This is a genomic window from Pseudomonas tolaasii NCPPB 2192 (genome assembly GCF_002813445.1).
GTDB lineage: Bacteria > Pseudomonadota > Gammaproteobacteria > Pseudomonadales > Pseudomonadaceae > Aquipseudomonas > Aquipseudomonas tolaasii.
In genome coordinates this window covers 1,035,143-1,051,704 of the sequence record NZ_PHHD01000001.1, presented here as the reverse complement: position 1 = coordinate 1,051,704, position 16,562 = coordinate 1,035,143, and the positions used below count along the sequence as shown (strand labels likewise).

The window sequence follows — 16,562 nt, the reverse complement described above, 5'->3', positions numbered from 1 at the left end:
CGTCCCTCTTGAAAATGATTAGACGGCAATCTTGTGGTCGGTCAGGCCAGGGCTGCTGACCCGGTAAATCCCGATTTCGCCCAACAGGTTGGGCCATAGCTTACTCGCCCAGCCGTGGCGGTGCTGTTGATCGACGGCAAGGCGGTTGATGACTTTGGCTTCGCGCTCGCCGCACAGGGCCTCAAAGTCTTCGAAGGTGCAAAAGTGAATGTTGGGCGTGTTGTACCAGGTGTACGGCAGGAAATCCGACACCGGCATGCGGCCCTTGGTGGCCAGGTACCAGCGGCAGCGCCAGTGGCCGAAGTTGGGGAACGTAATGATGCACTGGCGGCCCACGCGCAACATTTCGTCGAGGATTCGATCCGGGTAGTGCACGGCTTGCAGGGCTTGAGTCATGACCACGATGTCGAAGCTGTTGCTGGCAAAGTTGCCCAGGCCCTTGTCCAGGTCCTGCTCGATCACGTTGATGCCCTTGGCCACGCATTGGGCGATGTTGTCCGGGTCGTTTTCCAGGCCGTAGCCGGTGACTTGCTTGTTGTCGCGCAGCCAGCTCAGCAGTTCGCCATCGCCGCAGCCCAGGTCGAGCACGCGGCTGCCGGCGGGGATCCAGTCTTGGATGATTTCCAGGTCGGCTCTCATGGCGTTCTCACACAGTAATCCGGTTCATGTAATTGCCGAACGCCTGCAAGTAGCGCGGGATCGGGATCAGGAAAGCGTCGTGGCCCTGCGGCGCGTCGATCTCCAGGTAGCAGACGTCTTTGCGCGCGGCCATCAGGGCGTCCACCAGCTCACGGGAGCGCGCCGGAGAGAAACGCCAGTCAGTGGTGAACGACATCACGCAGAACTTGGCCCTGGCGTGCTCGAAGGTTTTCGCCAGGTCATCGTCGTGGTTGGCGGCCGGGTCGAAGTAGTCCAGCGCCTTGGTCATCAGCAGGTAGGTGTTGGCGTCGAAACGCCCGGAGAACTCCTCGCCCTGATAACGCAGGTAGCTTTCCACCTGGAACTCGACGCTGTGGAAGTCGTAGTTGAGCTTTTCGCTCTTGAGGCCACGGCCGAATTTCTCGCCCATGGAGTCATCGGACAGGTAGGTGATATGCCCCACCATCCGCGCCAGCATCAGGCCGCGCTTGGGAATCACGCCGGCTTCCTGGAACGAACCGCCGTGGAACTCGGGGTCGGTGAGGATGGCCTGGCGCGCCACTTCGTTGAAAGCGATGTTCTGCGCCGACAATTTAGGCGCCGAGGCGATGGCCAGGCAATGGCGCACGCGGTCCGGATAAGTGATGGTCCATTGCAGCGCCTGCATGCCGCCGAGGCTGCCGCCGATCACGGCTGCCCACTGATTGATGCCCAGCAGGTCGGCCAGGCGCGCCTGGCTGTGCACCCAGTCTTCCACGGTGAGCACCGGGAAGTCGGCGCCGAACGGCTTGCCGGTTTCCGGGTTGAGGCTGCTCGGGCCGGTGGAACCGTTGCAGCCGCCGAGGTTGTTCAGGCTGACCACAAAGAATTTGGTGGTGTCGATGGGCTTGCCGGGACCGATGCAGCTGTCCCACCAGCCGGGCTTGCGCTCGTCGGCCGAGTGAAAACCGGCGGCGTGATGATGGCCGGACAAGGCATGGCAGATCAGCACGGCATTGCTCGCCGTGGCGTTCAGTTGGCCGTAGGTTTCATAGATCAGGTCGTAGGCGGGCAGCGACCGGCCGCAGGCCAGGGCCAGCGGTTCGCTGAAGTGCGCCACTTGGGGCGCGACCAGTCCAACAGAATCGGGGGGAAAGGCAGCTGGCATCGACCCTGCTCTCGTTTAAATGAGGCGTAAGTCTAAAGAGCGGGGGGCCCAGCGGCAAGCAAAGGCCTGCACGGATTCAATTCAATAAACAGTACAAAATGTGGGGGCCGGGCTGTGTGGGAGCTGGCTTGCCTGCGATACAGGCACCGCGGTGTGTCAGTCACACCGCAGCGATGCAATCGCAGGCAAGCCAGCTCCCACACAAGCCAGTTCCTACAAGTGGCCGTGTCAGATCAGCCCGAACAGCTCTTTAGGCATGTACGCAAAGTACGCCAAACGCGGAATCACCCAGCTTTGCAGCAACTGGATCGCGATAAACGCGAAGATCGGCGAGATATCCAGACCACCCAGGTTCGGGATCAACCGGCGGAACGGCGCCAGCACCGGCTCGGTGATCTGGTACACCAGCTCGGCACCAGGGCTGCGGCTGCCGGGCGCGACCCACGAGAGGATCACGCTGATGATCATCGACCAGAAGATGATCTTCAAAAACAGCGAGAAAATGCCGATAAGGCCCCATGGCAACAGCAGCACGGTGTTGGCCTGGTAGCCGTTGAGCAGCAGGATCACCGCAAACAGCATGATCTGCAGCAGCAGTGCGAGCACCAGCGACGACATGTCCAGGCCGAACAGGCTCGGGATCACCCGACGCAGTGGCTTGAGCAGCGGTTGCGTAGCCTTGACCACAAACTGGCACAGCGGGTTGTAAAAGTTCGCCCGCACCAGTTGCAGGATAAAACGCATCAGCACGATCAGCAGGTACAGGCTGCCCAGGGTCTGGATGATGAAAATGGCAGCGTCATTGATTCCGAGCATGTTGGTTTCCTTGTAGGGGTACGACTATTTGCCCAGCTGTTCGGCCATTTCTGCCGAACGATGCGCCGCGGCACCCAGTGCTTTTTCCACCAGGGCTTCGAAGCCCCCGGCCTGGAACGATTCGATTGCCGCTTGGGTCGTGCCGCCCGGGGACGTCACACGGCGGCGCAACTCGGCAGCGTCCACGTCGCTGGTTACCGCCATCTTCGCGGCGCCCAGGGCGGTTTGTTCGGCCAATTGCTTGGCGACTTCCTGCGGCAGGCCCAGCTTCACGCCGGCGGCGGTCATGGCTTCGATCAGCAGGAAGAAATAGGCCGGGCCGCTGCCGGAGACGGCGGTGACGGCGTCCAGTTGCTGCTCCTGCTCCAGCCACAGGGCGATGCCCACGGCGGACAGCAGCGCCTGCGCCTGATCGCGCTGTGCAGCCGTCACGTCGGACGTTGCGTACAACCCGCTCACGCCCTGGCGCAGCAGCGACGGCGTGTTGGGCATGCAGCGCACGATGGGCTGGGCACCGAGCCACTGGGTCATGCTCGCACAGGTGATACCGGCGGCAATCGACACCACCAGTTGGTGTGGCTGCAGGCTTGAGCGCAGGCTTTCGCACACGGTTTTCATGGCTTGCGGCTTGACCGCCAGCACGATCACGTCAACGCCCTGGATGGCTTCGGCGTTGTCGGCAAAGGTTTCGATTCCGTGCTCGGCTTTAACGCGGGCGCGGGTGTCGGCGCCCGGGTCGCTGGCGCGGATCTGTTGGGCTTGCAACCCCTTGGCCCGCAGGCCGCCGATCAAACTGGCCGCCATGTTACCGGCGCCGATAAAGGCAATACGCGTGTCGCTCATGACAGGTCCTTACTCAGATGGAAGTCAGCCATTTCACGGCTGGCCGTAGTCGCGGGCGCCAAACAGGGCGGTACCGATCCGCACCCAGGTGGCGCCTTGGGCAATGGCCGACTCAAGGTCGTGGCTCATGCCCATGGAAAGTGTGTCCAGCGGCAGATTCAAACGGGCTTGCAGCTCGCGCACGGTGGCGAAGGCTGCGTCTTGTTCGGTGCGATCTTCGGTCGGCTCGGGAATGGCCATCAAACCGCGCAGTTTCAAGCGCGGCAGGGCGCTGATCGCGTGGGCCAGCGCTGGCAGATCGGCGGGCGTACAGCCGGACTTGCTGGCTTCGCCACTGACGTTTACCTGAATGCAGATGTTCAGCGGCGGCAGGTCGGCCGGGCGTTGTTCGGACAGGCGTTGTGCAATTTTCAGACGGTCCACGGAATGCACCCAAGCGAAGTTCTCGGCGATCGCGCGAGTCTTGTTCGATTGAATGGGGCCGATGAAGTGCCAACTCAAGGGCAGGTCAGTTAATTCGGCCTGTTTGCCCAGGGCCTCCTGCAGGTAGTTCTCGCCAAAATCGTGCATCCCGGCGGCATAGGCTTCGCGCACGGCCTGGGCAGGTTTGGTCTTGCTCACGGCCAGCAGGTGGATGCTGTTTTCGTCGCGCTGCACGGCGAGGGCCGCGGCGCGGATGCGCTGGCTAACCCGGCCAATGTTGTCTGCTATCGTCGACATTCAAGTTGCACCCGTGGATATGGAGTCCGCGGCATTCTACTGGAAATGGAAAGCCCTTTGGATATCACTGAACTGCTGACGGCCAGCGTGCGCCGCGGCGCTTCCGACCTGCATTTATCGGCTGGCCTGGTGCCAATGGTGCGCGTCGATGGCGAGGTCTGGCCGCTGGAGGGGCCGACACTTTCACCTACGCAAGTTGCGGATCTGTTGAGTCCTTTGCTGAACACACACCAGCAAAAGGATTTCGAAACATCTCTTGAAACGGATTTTGCCTTCGAATTGCCCGGTGTAGGGCGTTTTCGCGCCAACGTGTTTCAACAGGATCGCGGCATGGGCGCGGTGTTTCGCACGATTCCTGCACAGGTGCAGAGCCTGGAGAGCCTCGGGCTCGGCGAGGTGTTTCAGCGGATCGCCCAGTTGCCGCGCGGGCTGGTGTTGGTTACCGGGCCTACCGGTTCCGGCAAATCCACGACGCTGGCGGCGATGATCGATTTTCTCAATCAGCATCGGCGCCAGCACATCCTCACGCTGGAAGACCCCATCGAATTTATCCACAGGCCTCAAACGGCATTGATCAACCAGCGTCAGGTGCACCGCGATACCCACAGTTTCTCGACGGCGCTGCGTTCGGCCTTGCGCGAAGACCCGGATGTGATTCTGGTGGGCGAGCTGCGTGACCTGGAAACCATCCGACTGGCGCTGACGGCCGCCGAGACCGGGCATTTGGTGTTTGGTACCTTGCATACCACGTCGGCGGCAAAGACCGTGGACCGGCTGGTGGACGTGTTTCCGGCCGGAGAAAAAGCCATGGTGCGTTCAATGCTGTCGGAGTCGTTGCAGGCCGTGGTTTCCCAGGTGCTGGTGAAGAAGGTTGGCGGCGGGCGTGTGGCGGCCCACGAAATCATGTTGGGCACGCCGGCGATCCGGAATTTGATCCGTGAGGACAAGGTGGCGCAGATGGTCTCGGCGATTCAAACCGGTGGGGCGTTGGGGATGAAGACGCTGGATATGAGTTTGAAGGCGCTGGTCGGGGAAGGGCTGGTCAGCCGGGAAGATGCGCGGGAGAAGGCGAGGGTGCCCGCAGATATCTAAAGACTAATGAAATCAGTGTGGGAGCTGGCTTGCCTGCGATAGCTGACTGCCAGGCAACATCTTTGTCGGCTGGCACACCGTCATCGCAGGCAAGCCAGCTCCCACATTTGATTGCATTTCAAAGGGGGAGCCTGGCGCCTTCAGGATCAGCGCTGAACAACCCGCAGGTTGTTGTTCTGCTCTTTGGGCAGAACCCGCTTGGCGATCACGTAGTTCTTGTCCCAGAACGGCTTTTTCAGCGTGTCGATGCTGACGGCCTTGCCGCGACGCGGTGCGTGGATAAAGCGATCGTTGCCCAGGTAGATGGCAACGTGGTTGACCTGGCGGCTCTTCAATTTGAAGAACAGCAGGTCGCCCGGCTTCAGGTCCTTGCGGTCGACCTTCAAACCGTGGCCGGCGGCCATGGCGTTGGAGGTACGCGGCAAATCTACTGCTTTTACGTCGTTAAACGCATATTTCACCAAGCCGCTGCAGTCGAACCCTTTACTTGGGCTGCTGCCGCCCCAACGATAAGGAGTACCGAGCACGTTAACGGCGCGGCTGAGGACGTTGCTGCTTTGTTTGGTATTGACGGCCAGTTGGGTGTGAAGTGCTTTACCGTGGGCCTTGCTCACTTGAGTCGGGCGATTGACGGTCAGCTTTACCGACTTGGCAGTGCTGGGTGTGCTGTGAACTTTAGGGGTGAAACCGTTAACGTTGGGAAGACGTTGCTCACGATTGGTGGCGTGGGCGGCCAGTGGCATTAATAGGCAGATGGTTAGCCATGTCTTGAAAAATGGTCGCATTAGGCGTGGCTCTTTTAGGTTTGCGCGCAACTTTATAACAGCTTTTTGTGGCGTAATCAGGCCGTTTGTCGACTGAACCCTGGGGTCAAATTCAGGAAAAACGCGACTAATTGCCGCCATTGTCCTACAGAAGTCAGGTGGCATAAGGCTTTGCGGGAAGGAAGATACCATTGGCCGTACGTCGGGCGCCCGTAAAAAAGTCACAAAGAAAATGAAAAAATTTATCTATCGAGGCAAAAGAGGTCCTTCATGAACACCTATCAACAGGGTTATTCCGGGCAAGACACCCACAGCAAGGTGATCGGCTACCTGCTCTGGATTTTCGGTTTTACCGGAGCGCATCGCTTCTATTACGGCAAACCCGTCACGGGGACGATCTGGTTTTTCACCTTCGGCCTGCTGGGTATTGGCTGGCTGATTGACTTGTTCCTGATCCCGGCCATGGACCGTGAAGCGGACCTGCGTTTCACCGCAGGGCCGATTGAGTACAACGTGGCCTGGATTCTGTTGGCGTTTCTCGGGGTGTTCGGCGTGCACCGCATGTACCAGGGCAAATGGATCACCGGCCTGATCTACCTGCTGACCGGCGGGTTGTTCCTGGTGGGGGTGCTGTATGACTTCTGGACGCTGAATACGCAGATTTCGATCCGCAATGCCGAGCGCAATGCCGGGCGGTAGGGCAACACAAATCAAATGTGGGAGCTGGCTTTTGTGGGAGCTGGCTTGCCTGCGATAGCATCACCTCGGTTTGCCAGAACCACCGAGGTGCCTGTATCGCAGGCAAGCCAGCTCCCACATTGTTTATTGTGCCCGCTTTATGCCTGGTAGCTGATCCGCCCATCTACCAATGTGTACCGCACCGTCGCCGGCAGGCTATGCCCGATAAACGGGCAGTTCTCGCCTTTTGACAGCCATTGCTCACCGGCAACCGTGGAGCTGCCCAGGTCAAACAGCACCAGATCCGCCGCCGAACCCACGGCCAGCTTGCCTGCGGGCAGGCGCAAGGCTTGAGCCGGGCCGGCGCTCAGCCGCGCGAGCAGCGTCGGCAGATCCAGCAAACCGTCTTCCACCAGCGTCATTGCCAGCGGCAGCAACAGCTCGACGCTGCTGATGCCTGGCTCCGTCGCGCCGAACGGCGCCAGCTTGGCATCGCGCTCGTGAGGCTGGTGGTGGCTGGAAATCGCCGAGACCACGCCCGACTTCACCGCCTCACGCAAACCGTCACGGTCGGCGCGGGTACGCAGTGGCGGTTGCACGTGGTACAGGCTGGAGAAGTCGATCAGCGCTTCATCCGTCAGAATCAGCTGATACAACGCCACATCCGCCGTCACCGGCAGGCCGCGAGCCTGAGCCTGGGCGATCAGGGCCACGCCGCGCGCGCTGGTCAGTTGGCTGAAGTGTGCCCTCACGCCGCTTTGCTCGACCAGCAACAGGTCACGGGCCAACGCCACGGTTTCAGCGGTTTCCGGAATGCCCGGCAAACCCAGGAAACTGGCGACCGCACCTTCATGAGCCAGGCCGCCTTCGGCCAGGTCGCGGTCCTGGGAGTGGAAGATCACCGTCAAATCGAAAGTGGCCGCGTATTCCAGGGCGCGCAACAGGGTGCGGGTGCTGCGAAAGCTCTCCAGGCCGTTGCCGAAAGCCACGCAACCGGCGTCGCGCAGGGCGATCAGTTCGGCGAGTTGTTCGCCTTCCAGGCCTTTGCTCAGCGCGCCGATAGGAAACACTTTGCAATTGCCGGCTTCACGGGCGCGGTCGAGGATCAGCTCGGTCACGGCTGAGGTGTCGAGGATCGGCTTGGTGTGTGGCGGGCAGCACAGGCTGGTCACGCCACCGGCAGCGGCGGCGCGGGTTTCGCTGGTGATGGTGCCTTTGCGGCTGTAACCCGGTTCGCGCAGGGCGACGTTCAGGTCCACCAGGCCAGGCGAGGCCACCAGGCCCTTGGCGTCGATGGTCTCGCTGGCGCTGAAGCCCGTGGGCGCGGCGCCGATGGCGATGATCTTGCCGGCTTCCAGGTGCAGATCGGTAACTTGATCCAGGCCGCTGGCCGGATCGATGACGCGGGCGCCGAGGATGCTGAGCTTCACTGGGCGTTCTCCTGCTCGAATTGACGTTGCGCGGTTTGCCCGCTCATGGCCATGGACATCACCGCCATGCGAATCGCGATGCCGTAGGTGACCTGGTTCAGAATCACCGACTGCGAGCCGTCGGCCACTGCCGACTCAATTTCAACGCCGCGGTTGATCGGGCCCGGGTGCATCACGATGGCGTCCGGCTTGGCGCCGGCCAGGCGTGCGGTGGTCAGGCCGAACAAGCGGTAGAACTCGCCTTCGCTCGGCAGCAGGCCACCGGCCATGCGCTCGCGTTGCAGGCGCAGCATGATCACCACGTCCACATCCTTGAGGCCTTCGGCCATGTCGGTGTAGACCTTGACGCCGTACTGCTCGATACCGATCGGCAGCAGGGTTTTTGGGGCGATCACGCGGATGTCCGGGCAACCCAGGGCTTTGAGGGCCAACATGTTCGAACGGGCGACCCGCGAGTGCAGGATGTCGCCGACAATGGCCACCGAGAGGTTTTCAAAGCTGCCCTTGTGCCGACGGATGGTGAGCATGTCGAGCATGCCCTGGGTCGGGTGGGCGTGGCGGCCGTCGCCGCCGTTGATGATCGCCACCTGCGGGCACACGTGCTCGGCGATGAAATGCGCGGCGCCGGAGTCGCCGTGGCGCACCACGAACATGTCTGCAGCCATGGCTTCCAGGTTGCGCAGGGTGTCGAGCAGGGTTTCGCCCTTGCTCGCCGACGAGGTAGACACGTTCAGCGTGATCACGTCAGCCGACAGCCGTTGGGCCGCCAGTTCAAAGGTGGTGCGGGTGCGGGTCGAGTTCTCGAAGAACACGTTGCAGATGGTCTTGCCGCGCAACAGCGGGACCTTCTTCACCGCGCGGCCACCGACTTCGAGGAACGAGTCGGCGGTGTCGAGGATTTCGGTGAGCAGTTCGCGGGGCAAACCGTCGAGGGACAAGAAGTGTTGCAATTGACCCTGAGCATTGAGCTGCAGCGGGCGCTTGGCATCTAGAGGCGTCATCGCGGGGACTCTGTACAAGGCGGTTTAAAGGGCTAGGTCTTGCAGTTCGAGTTCGAGCGGCGTGGGACCGGACAATTTTACCCGCTGATGGGCTGAAAGCGACAGTGTGGCGCCGACCACATCCGGGCTGATCGGCAATTCGCCGGCGTCCAGGTCCAGCAGGCACACCAGGGTCACGCTGGCGGGGCGGCCATAGTCGAACAGTTCGTTCAGGGCGGCGCGGATGGTGCGGCCGCTCATCAGCACGTCATCGATCAGCACCAGGTGCTGGCCTTCGATCTCGAACGGCAGGGCCGACGGGCGCACCTGCGGGTGCAGGCCGTTCTGGCTGAAGTCGTCGCGGTAGAAGGACACGTCCAGCGTGCCCAGCGGCGAGTCGCTGCCCAGTTCGTCCAGCAGCGCCTGGGCCACCCACACGCCGCCGGTGCGAATGCCGATGAAGCGCGGCTCGCTGATGTTGCGGTGTTGCAGATGGGCCGTGAGGCTTGTGGCCATTTGGCTGATCAGTTCGGCGGGGTTGGGCAAGCTCATGCAGGCTCCTTCAGGACCTTGGCGTGGCAAGGTCCGGGCTCAAACGTAAAAAGACGCGGCAAGCCGCGTCAGTCAGGATTCAAATAAAGCCGTGTTTTCATCCAGCCAGCCCTGCAACAGCAAGGCGGCGGCGATGGCGTCCACGGGGTTGTCGCGGTAGCTGCCTTTCTGCCCGCCACGGTCACGGCGCTCGCCTTTGGCTTCAAAGGTGGTGAGGCGTTCATCGTGGGTATAGAAGGGCAGGTTGTAGCGGCCATTGAGGCGGCGGGCGAACTTTTCGGCGCGCAGGCACATGTCGCTGGGGGTGCCGTCCATGTTCAGGGGCAGGCCGACCACCACCGCGTCGGGTTTCCACTCTTTAATGAGGGCTTCGACCTGGTTCCAGTCCGGCACGCCGTTCTGGGCTTTCAGGGTGCATAGCTCACGGGCCTGGCCGGTGATCACCTGGCCGACGGCCACGCCGATTTGTTTGGTGCCGTAGTCAAAACCGAGGATCAAGCGCAAGGTCATCAGGCGTGCCCCGCCTGACTGGTCAGCAGGCTGAGGTTGACGCGCAGCTTGGCGGCGGCCGCTTCCAGGCGCAGTTCGCTGGGGGTGTTGAACAGAATGTCGGCGTCGAACGGGCAGGTCAGCCAGGCATTGCTGGCCAGCTCGGCTTCCAGTTGCCCGGCTTCCCAACCGGCGTAGCCGAGGGTGATCACGCTTTGCTCGGGGCCAATGCCGTCGGCGATGGCGAACAGCACGTCCTGGGACGTGGACAGTGACACGCCTTCCAGCTCGACCGTGGCCTGGAACGTCGGCCCGGTGGGGTGCAGTACAAAGCCGCGATCGGTCTGCACCGGCCCGCCGATGTAGATCGGCACGCCCTGGCAGCGGGCCGGCGGGTCGATTTCGGGGCGCAGTTGCTCAAGAATATCCGCCAGGTTCAGCTCTTGCGGGCGGTTCACCACCAACCCCATGGCACCATTGGCCGTGTGCTCGACAATGTAGGTCAAGGTTTGCGCAAAGTTCGGGTCGGCCATATGGGGCATGGCGATCAGGAATTGGTGCTTGAGGTAGGTCGGACTGACATTTTTCATGTCCGCTAGTGTGGCGGTGGAGGGGCGAACTGACAAGCTGCGAAGGTGAAGATCGTTCCCACGCTCTGCGTGGGAATGCCGCCCTGGACGCTCTGCGTCCGCTTTTACAGGCGTGACGCAGAGCGTCACAGGATTCATTCCCACGCGGAGCGTGGGAACGATCATCAGCTCCCTCGCCACAGAGTCAGTTGCTGGACAGCCGGTCCCCCTTGGCAAACTTCCAGGTGCGGATGATTTCCAGGCGGTCCACGTCGTTCAAGTCCCCGGTAAACGGGGCAAAGGGCGCAGCCAGGCGCACGATGCGCTGGGCAGCCTGGTCCAGCAACGGCTGGCCGGACGACTCCAGTACCTGCACTTCATAGAGCGAGCCATCGCGGTTGATCGACACCAATAGGCGCAAATTGCCGTAAATCTGCTGGCGACGTGCCTCATCCGGGTAGTTGAGGTTGCCGATGCGTTCGACCTTCTTGCGCCATTCGTCCTTATACCAGGCGCCCTTGTCGCGCATGGTCGACGCCGCGTTCAGGCGGTAGATGCGCGGGCGCTTGGCGTACAGTTGCTGCTCATTGGCCAGTTCGGCTTCGAGGCTGGAGATTTGGTCGGAGAGTTGCGAGCTGTCGAACGTCGGCGCCGGCTTGACGGGTTCAGGCTGCGGTTCGGTCTTGGTTTTTTCGCGCTGGGTCGGGGCTTTTTGCGGCTTGGGCGCAACGGTGGTCACGGCTGCCTTGGGCGCGGCCTGCTTGACCTCGGGCTTGGGCGTCGGTGGTGGCGTGACTTTATTGACCTTGTTGTCCTGAAATGGCGCCACCTCGGTGGTCTTGGGCACGGCTTTCTTGTCCAGCGTGCCGCTGCCCTGCTGATTGTCCTGGGCGAGAAAGTCAGCCTTTTCGGGCTTCTTTTCGCTCTTGAACGTGGCGAGGGTGATTTCCAGGGTTTTGGTGATTTGCTTGGGCTCGACCATGGTGAAACCCACGCCGAGGATCAGGGCCAGGTGAATCAAGGCAGCCAGAAACAGGGTAAATCCAAGCCGATCAGCCGGGCGCACGCCGCTGTGGGAGAGTTCGGGAGGCAGCTCGGACGGGAGTGTCATGACAAAAAAACCAACATCGCGCGTTTCACAGGTGGCGCATGATAACGCAATGTTGGTTCGTGTCCGGCTGTTCTATGTCACTTGGCTTGTAGCTTGCGTTCGATGGCGGCCATCAGCATTTCGCCGATGTTCGTGCCAAATGCGTTGTCGATCTCGCGAATGCAGGTCGGGCTGGTGACGTTGATTTCAGTGAGGTTCTCGCCAATGACGTCCAGCCCTACGAACAGCAGGCCTTTTTCACGCAGGGTCGGGCCGACCTGGGCTGCAATCCAGCGGTCCTTGTCTGTCAGCGGGCGGGCTTCACCGCGGCCACCAGCCGCCAGGTTGCCACGGGTTTCGCCGGCCGCCGGAATACGTGCCAGGCAGTAATCCACCGGCTCGCCGTCGATCATCAGGATGCGCTTGTCGCCGTCCTTGATCGCCGGAATGTAAGCCTGGCCCATGATCTGCTGGGTGCCCAGCACGGTCAGGGTTTCCAGGATCACCGACAGGTTCGGGTCGCCGGCGCGGTGACGGAAGATCGAAGTGCCGCCCATGCCGTCCAGGGGTTTGAGGATCACGTCGCCATGTTTGGCGGCAAATTCACGCAGTACATCGGCGCGACGGCTTACTACGGTCGGCGGCGTGCACTGCGGGAACAGCGTGGCGAACAGCTTTTCATTGCAGTCGCGCAGGCTCTGCGGTTTGTTGACGATCAGCACGCCCGCGCGCTCGGCCTGCTCCAGCAGGTAGGTGGAATAAACGAACTCCATGTCGAACGGCGGATCCTTGCGCATCAGGATCACATCGAGGTCGGCCAGCGGGCTGTCGATCTCATCTGCAAGTTCGAACCACTTTTCAGGGTTGGCGAACACCTGCAGCGGGCGCATGCGGGCACGGGCTTCGCCGTCGCCCTGGTACAGGTCGCGCTGCTCCATATAGAACAGGGTCCAGCCGCGGGCCTGGGCGGCCAGGAGCATGGACAGCGAGCTGTCCTTTTTATAGGAAATGCTGGCGATAGGGTCCATGACAATGCCGACGCGAACGCTCATGGGGGATTTCCTCTAGCAAATAAGGGCGCATAAAAGTGGCGTCAGAGTGGCGCTGCGGCTGTTGTGGGTCAAGGAAAAACCACCGCGCCGGTTGCTCGATAGATTGCGCCCGGAGACTGTGCTAAAAAGACTGCCACGAAGCAGCAGCCCTTGAATTCCGAGGCTTGCGGCGTTCAACCTGTGAGACATCAGGCAGTACACACCGAAAACCGATTCGCTGTGGCGATGGTAGAGCAGATATGGAACAGCATTCCAACGCCTTGAGAGTGATGGTGATCGACGATTCGAAAACGATCCGCCGCACCGCCGAAACCCTGTTGAAGAACGCCGGCTGCGATGTCATCACGGCCATCGACGGTTTCGATGCGCTGGCCCGGATTGTCGATCACCACCCGCACATTATCTTTGTCGACATCATGATGCCGCGCCTGGATGGCTATCAGACCTGCGCGCTGGTGAAGAACAACCCGGCGTTCAAGTCGATTCCGGTGATCATGTTGTCGTCCAAGGACGGCCTGTTCGACAAGGCCAAGGGGCGCATCGTGGGTGTCGATCAGTTTTTGACCAAGCCTTTCAGCAAGGAAGAACTGCTGGGCGCGATCAAGGCCTACGTGCCTGCCTTCGCCGCAGTAGAACAAGCACACTGACACCGCCTCACAAGGGCCGGCGTCCACCAATGTAGTGGGGAAAACCATGGCACGTGTTCTGATCGTCGACGATTCGCCGACCGAAATGTACAAACTGACCGGCATGCTGGAAAAGCACGGCCACCAGGTTCTGAAAGCCGAAAACGGCGCGGACGGCGTGGCCCTGGCCCGCCAGGAACTGCCCGACGCCGTACTGATGGACATCGTGATGCCGGGCCTCAATGGCTTCCAGGCCACCCGCCAGCTGTCCAAGGAGCCGGAAACCAACGGCATTCCGATCATCATCATCACCACCAAAGACCAGGAAACCGACAAGATCTGGGGCGCGCGCCAGGGCGCCAAGGATTACCTGACCAAGCCGGTGGACGAAGACACCCTGATCGCCACCCTGAACAAGGTGCTGGCCGGCTGACGGCACGCCATCATGACCGAGTCGCAAACTGCCTTCGAGCTGCTGCTGGACATCGACCGCCGCTGCCGCCTGCTGGCCGCCGACCTGCCGTCCCAGGAAGCCCGCCTGCAACGCTGGAGCGGCATCGGCTTTCGCCTGGGGCCGCATCTGTATGTGGCGCCCATGGGCGAAGTCGCCGAGGTGTTGCACGAGCCGCGTTGCACCGTGATGCCGGGCGTCAAACCCTGGGTCAAGGGCGTGGCCAACCTGCGCGGGCGCTTGCTGCCGGTGATGGACCTGGGCGGTTTTCTCGGCCTTGAACTGTCACGCGTGCGCAAGCAACGGCGGGTGCTGGTGGTGGAATTCGACGACCTGTTTGTCGGGCTGCTGGTGGATGAGGTGGTAGGCATGCAGCATTTTGCACAAGACGCATTGTTGACGAGCAACACCCCCGGCGTGCCGTTTATCCAGGGCCGGTTCGACGGCGACCCGCTGTGGCAGGTCTTCAGCCCCTTCGCTCTGGCCCAGGCCCCGGGCTTCATGGACGTTGCCGCATGACCACCGCTACCACGACCAAACCCCAGGCCGCGTCGCGCAGCCGTTCGCAGATCATCGTGCTGTTTATTGCGCTGATCGTGTTCATCATGTTGCTGTTCGCCAACTTCGCCTACCTCAATACCCAGTCAACCTACGACAAGCAGTACATCGGCCATGCCGGCGAGTTGCGCGTGCTGTCCCAGCGCATTGCCAAGAACGCCACCGAAGCCGCCGCCGGCAAGGCCGCCGCGTTCAAGCTGTTGTCTGACGCGCGCAACGACTTTGCCCAGCGTTGGGGCTACCTGAAAAAAGGTGACATAGAAACCGGGCTGCCCGCCGCGCCCAATGCGGTGCGTGCCGAAATGCGCGCGGTGCAGACCGACTGGGAAGCGCTGCTGAAGAACACCGACGCGATCCTCGCCAGCGAGCAGACCGTGCTGTCGTTGCACCAAGTGGCCGCGACGCTCGCCGAAACCGTGCCGCAATTGCAGATGGAGTCCGAAAAGGTCGTCGACATCCTGCTGCAACGCGGCGCCCCCGCCAGCCAGGTGGCGTTGGCCCAGCGCCAGTCGCTGTTGGCCGAGCGCATTCTCGGTGCGGTGAACACCGTGTTGGCCGGCGACGAAACCGCCGTGCAGGCCGCCGACGCCTTTGGTCGCGACGCCAACCGCTTCGGTCAGGTGCTCAACGGCATGCTGCAGGGCAACCCGGGCCTGCGTATCAGCCAGGTGGAAGACCACGACGCCCGCGCACGGCTGGCGGAAATCGCCGAGCTGTTCGAATTTGTTTCAGGCTCCGTGGATGAAATCCTCGAGACCTCGCCGCAGCTGTTCCAGGTGCGCGCCTCGGCGAGCAATATTTTCAACTTGTCGCAAACCCTGCTCGATGAAGCCTCGCACCTGGCCACCGGCTTTGAAAACCTCGCCAGCGGGCGCAGCTTCGACACCATCGGCGGTTATGTGCTGGGCCTGTTGGCGCTGACCTCGATCATCCTGATCGGCCTGGTGATGGTGCGCGAGACCAACCGCCAACTGCATGAAACGGCCGAGAAGAATGAGCGCAACCAGAATGCGATCATGCGCCTGCTCGATGAAATCGAAGACCTGGCCGACGGCGACCTCACGGTGACCGCCTCGGTGACCGAAGACTTCACCGGCACCATCGCCGATTCCATCAACTACTCCGTGGACCAACTGCGTGATCTGGTCGCCACCATCAACCTCACTGCCGGGCAGGTGGCCGGTGCGGTACAGGACACCCAGGCCACCGCCATGCACCTGGCTCAGGCCTCGGAGCATCAGGCTCAGCAGATTGCCGAGGCGTCCACCGCGATCAACCAGATGGCCCAGTCCATCGACCAGGTATCGGCCAATGCCGCGGAATCTTCGGCGGTGGCGGAGCGCTCGGTGGAAATTGCCAACAAGGGCAACGAGGTGGTGCACAACACCATCCACGGCATGGACAACATTCGCGAACAGATCCAGGACACCGCCAAGCGCATCAAGCGTCTGGGCGAATCGTCCCAGGAGATTGGCGATATCGTCAGCCTGATCGACGACATTGCCGACCAAACCAACATTCTCGCCCTTAACGCCGCGATCCAGGCGAGCATGGCCGGGGATGCCGGGCGCGGTTTTGCCGTGGTAGCGGATGAAGTGCAGCGGCTGGCCGAGCGTTCGTCGGCGGCCACGCGGCAGATTGAAACGCTGGTGCGGGCGATCCAGGCCGACACCAACGAAGCGGTGATTTCCATGGAGCAAACCACCACCGAAGTGGTGCGTGGCGCGCGGCTGGCCCAGGATGCGGGCGTGGCGCTGGAAGAGATTGAGGGCGTCTCGAAAACCCTGGCGGCATTGATTCAAAGCATTTCGAATGCGGCGCAGCAGCAAACATCATCGGCGGGGCAGATTTCCCTGACCATGAATGTGATTCAGCAGATCACCACGCAGACGTCTTCTGGCTCGACTGCCACGGCGGAGAGCATCGGCAATCTGGCGAAAATGGCCAGCCAGTTGCGCCGATCGGTTTCAGGCTTCACCTTGCCGCCGCCCAAGCAGGTCGATGATTGAAATACAACCCAACTGTGGGAGCTGGCTTGCCTGCGATAGCGGTCTACCAGCTGGCAC

At 61.7% G+C, this 16,562-nt stretch carries 19 protein-coding genes; 6 read left to right on the top strand and 13 right to left on the bottom strand.

Features of this window, described 5'->3' with window-relative positions; genetic code table 11:
- Nucleotides 1-18: 18 nt before the first annotated feature.
- From metW to ATI14_RS04880, 5 genes are all read right to left on the bottom strand, one after another.
- Complete coding sequence (gene metW / locus ATI14_RS04900; RefSeq protein WP_016972957.1) at nt 19-639, bottom strand: methionine biosynthesis protein MetW; 621 nt, start codon at nt 637-639, stop codon at nt 19-21.
- A 7-nt stretch (nt 640-646) separates the two neighbouring features.
- A complete protein-coding gene (gene metX / locus ATI14_RS04895) occupies nt 647-1,786 on the bottom strand; it encodes a homoserine O-succinyltransferase MetX (protein WP_016972956.1) in 1,140 nt (379 codons plus the stop codon).
- Nucleotides 1,787-2,014: 228 nt separating this feature from the next.
- Nucleotides 2,015-2,602 (bottom strand): YggT family protein, encoded by a 588-nt coding sequence (locus ATI14_RS04890; RefSeq protein ID WP_016972955.1) that lies wholly within the window; start codon nt 2,600-2,602, stop codon nt 2,015-2,017.
- Nucleotides 2,603-2,626: 24 nt separating this feature from the next.
- Nucleotides 2,627-3,445, bottom strand: a complete 819-nt coding sequence (gene proC, locus ATI14_RS04885) for a pyrroline-5-carboxylate reductase (RefSeq protein ID WP_016972954.1) — start codon at nt 3,443-3,445, stop codon at nt 2,627-2,629.
- Between the two features lie 33 nt (nt 3,446-3,478).
- A complete protein-coding gene (locus ATI14_RS04880; RefSeq protein WP_016972953.1) occupies nt 3,479-4,165 on the bottom strand; it encodes a YggS family pyridoxal phosphate-dependent enzyme in 687 nt (228 codons plus the stop codon).
- A 57-nt stretch (nt 4,166-4,222) separates the two neighbouring features.
- Between ATI14_RS04880 and ATI14_RS04875 the strand changes: the two genes are divergently transcribed.
- Entirely contained in the window at nt 4,223-5,257 is a 1,035-nt protein-coding gene (locus ATI14_RS04875) for a type IV pilus twitching motility protein PilT (RefSeq protein ID WP_016972952.1), read from the top strand.
- Between the two features lie 146 nt (nt 5,258-5,403).
- Here ATI14_RS04875 and ATI14_RS04870 read toward each other — a convergent pair whose 3' ends face one another.
- Nucleotides 5,404-6,042, bottom strand: a complete 639-nt coding sequence (locus ATI14_RS04870) for a C40 family peptidase (protein ID WP_016972951.1) — start codon at nt 6,040-6,042, stop codon at nt 5,404-5,406.
- Nucleotides 6,043-6,291: 249 nt separating this feature from the next.
- On the opposite strand from ATI14_RS04870, the gene ATI14_RS04865 reads away from it, so the two are divergent.
- The gene (locus ATI14_RS04865) at nt 6,292-6,720 is read left to right on the top strand and encodes an NINE protein (RefSeq protein WP_016972950.1); all 429 of its coding nucleotides are present in this window, start codon (nt 6,292-6,294) and stop codon (nt 6,718-6,720) included.
- Nucleotides 6,721-6,857: 137 nt separating this feature from the next.
- Here ATI14_RS04865 and ATI14_RS04860 read toward each other — a convergent pair whose 3' ends face one another.
- The 7 genes from ATI14_RS04860 to gshB all read right to left on the bottom strand — a co-directional run bounded on the left by ATI14_RS04860 (nt 6,858) and on the right by gshB (nt 12,861).
- A complete protein-coding gene (locus ATI14_RS04860) occupies nt 6,858-8,129 on the bottom strand; it encodes a dihydroorotase (RefSeq protein ID WP_016972949.1) in 1,272 nt (423 codons plus the stop codon).
- Entirely contained in the window at nt 8,126-9,130 is a 1,005-nt protein-coding gene (locus ATI14_RS04855) for an aspartate carbamoyltransferase catalytic subunit (protein WP_016972948.1), read from the bottom strand. Before ATI14_RS04855 ends, ATI14_RS04860 begins: the two co-directional genes overlap by 4 nt.
- A gap of 24 nt (nt 9,131-9,154) precedes the next feature.
- Nucleotides 9,155-9,661, bottom strand: a complete 507-nt coding sequence (gene pyrR, locus ATI14_RS04850; RefSeq protein ID WP_016972947.1) for a bifunctional pyr operon transcriptional regulator/uracil phosphoribosyltransferase PyrR — start codon at nt 9,659-9,661, stop codon at nt 9,155-9,157.
- A 72-nt stretch (nt 9,662-9,733) separates the two neighbouring features.
- Entirely contained in the window at nt 9,734-10,171 is a 438-nt protein-coding gene (gene ruvX, locus ATI14_RS04845; RefSeq protein ID WP_016972946.1) for a Holliday junction resolvase RuvX, read from the bottom strand.
- Nucleotides 10,171-10,740: a YqgE/AlgH family protein gene (locus tag ATI14_RS04840; RefSeq protein WP_016972945.1), complete on the bottom strand. Its 570-nt coding sequence runs from the start codon at nt 10,738-10,740 to the stop codon at nt 10,171-10,173. Before ATI14_RS04840 ends, ruvX begins: the two co-directional genes overlap by 1 nt.
- 184 nt (nt 10,741-10,924) lie before the next feature.
- Nucleotides 10,925-11,830, bottom strand: a complete 906-nt coding sequence (locus ATI14_RS04830; RefSeq protein ID WP_016972944.1) for an energy transducer TonB — start codon at nt 11,828-11,830, stop codon at nt 10,925-10,927.
- A gap of 77 nt (nt 11,831-11,907) precedes the next feature.
- Nucleotides 11,908-12,861 carry a glutathione synthase gene (gshB, locus tag ATI14_RS04825; protein WP_016972943.1) on the bottom strand — a complete coding sequence of 318 codons (954 nt, stop codon included), beginning with the start codon at nt 12,859-12,861 and terminating at the stop codon, nt 11,908-11,910.
- Nucleotides 12,862-13,100: 239 nt separating this feature from the next.
- Between gshB and pilG the strand changes: the two genes are divergently transcribed.
- Genes pilG through ATI14_RS04805 form a run of 4 tightly spaced genes read left to right on the top strand, consistent with a single transcriptional unit; the run spans nt 13,101 to nt 16,505 of the window.
- Entirely contained in the window at nt 13,101-13,508 is a 408-nt protein-coding gene (gene pilG, locus ATI14_RS04820; RefSeq protein WP_016972942.1) for a twitching motility response regulator PilG, read from the top strand.
- A gap of 46 nt (nt 13,509-13,554) precedes the next feature.
- On the top strand, nt 13,555-13,920 hold the full coding sequence (gene pilH, locus ATI14_RS04815; RefSeq protein WP_016972941.1) for a twitching motility response regulator PilH: 366 nt from the start codon (nt 13,555-13,557) through the stop codon (nt 13,918-13,920).
- A gap of 12 nt (nt 13,921-13,932) precedes the next feature.
- The gene (locus ATI14_RS04810; protein WP_016972940.1) at nt 13,933-14,457 is read left to right on the top strand and encodes a chemotaxis protein CheW; all 525 of its coding nucleotides are present in this window, start codon (nt 13,933-13,935) and stop codon (nt 14,455-14,457) included.
- Nucleotides 14,454-16,505, top strand: a complete 2,052-nt coding sequence (locus ATI14_RS04805; protein ID WP_016972939.1) for a methyl-accepting chemotaxis protein — start codon at nt 14,454-14,456, stop codon at nt 16,503-16,505. The genes ATI14_RS04810 and ATI14_RS04805 overlap by 4 nt, the downstream gene beginning before the upstream one ends.
- The last annotated feature ends 57 nt before the right edge of the window (nt 16,506-16,562 follow it).

Bases quoted from the DNA above. Each gene is read 5' to 3' on its own strand.
- metW (WP_016972957.1), bottom strand. From the start codon at position 639: ATGAGAGCCGACCTGGAAATCATCCAAGACTGGATCCCCGCCGGCAGC.
- metX (WP_016972956.1), bottom strand. From the start codon at position 1,786: ATGCCAGCTGCCTTTCCCCCCGATTCTGTTGGACTGGTCGCGCCCCAA.
- ATI14_RS04890 (WP_016972955.1), bottom strand. From the start codon at position 2,602: ATGCTCGGAATCAATGACGCTGCCATTTTCATCATCCAGACCCTGGGC.
- proC (WP_016972954.1), bottom strand. From the start codon at position 3,445: ATGAGCGACACGCGTATTGCCTTTATCGGCGCCGGTAACATGGCGGCC.
- ATI14_RS04880 (WP_016972953.1), bottom strand. From the start codon at position 4,165: ATGTCGACGATAGCAGACAACATTGGCCGGGTTAGCCAGCGCATCCGC.
- ATI14_RS04870 (WP_016972951.1), bottom strand. From the start codon at position 6,042: ATGCGACCATTTTTCAAGACATGGCTAACCATCTGCCTATTAATGCCA.
- ATI14_RS04865 (WP_016972950.1), top strand. From the start codon at position 6,292: ATGAACACCTATCAACAGGGTTATTCCGGGCAAGACACCCACAGCAAG.
- ATI14_RS04855 (WP_016972948.1), bottom strand. From the start codon at position 9,130: ATGACGCCTCTAGATGCCAAGCGCCCGCTGCAGCTCAATGCTCAGGGT.
- pyrR (WP_016972947.1), bottom strand. From the start codon at position 9,661: ATGAGCTTGCCCAACCCCGCCGAACTGATCAGCCAAATGGCCACAAGC.
- ruvX (WP_016972946.1), bottom strand. From the start codon at position 10,171: ATGACCTTGCGCTTGATCCTCGGTTTTGACTACGGCACCAAACAAATC.
- ATI14_RS04840 (WP_016972945.1), bottom strand. From the start codon at position 10,740: ATGAAAAATGTCAGTCCGACCTACCTCAAGCACCAATTCCTGATCGCC.
- ATI14_RS04830 (WP_016972944.1), bottom strand. From the start codon at position 11,830: ATGACACTCCCGTCCGAGCTGCCTCCCGAACTCTCCCACAGCGGCGTG.
- gshB (WP_016972943.1), bottom strand. From the start codon at position 12,861: ATGAGCGTTCGCGTCGGCATTGTCATGGACCCTATCGCCAGCATTTCC.
- pilG (WP_016972942.1), top strand. From the start codon at position 13,101: ATGGAACAGCATTCCAACGCCTTGAGAGTGATGGTGATCGACGATTCG.
- pilH (WP_016972941.1), top strand. From the start codon at position 13,555: ATGGCACGTGTTCTGATCGTCGACGATTCGCCGACCGAAATGTACAAA.
- ATI14_RS04810 (WP_016972940.1), top strand. From the start codon at position 13,933: ATGACCGAGTCGCAAACTGCCTTCGAGCTGCTGCTGGACATCGACCGC.
- ATI14_RS04805 (WP_016972939.1), top strand. From the start codon at position 14,454: ATGACCACCGCTACCACGACCAAACCCCAGGCCGCGTCGCGCAGCCGT.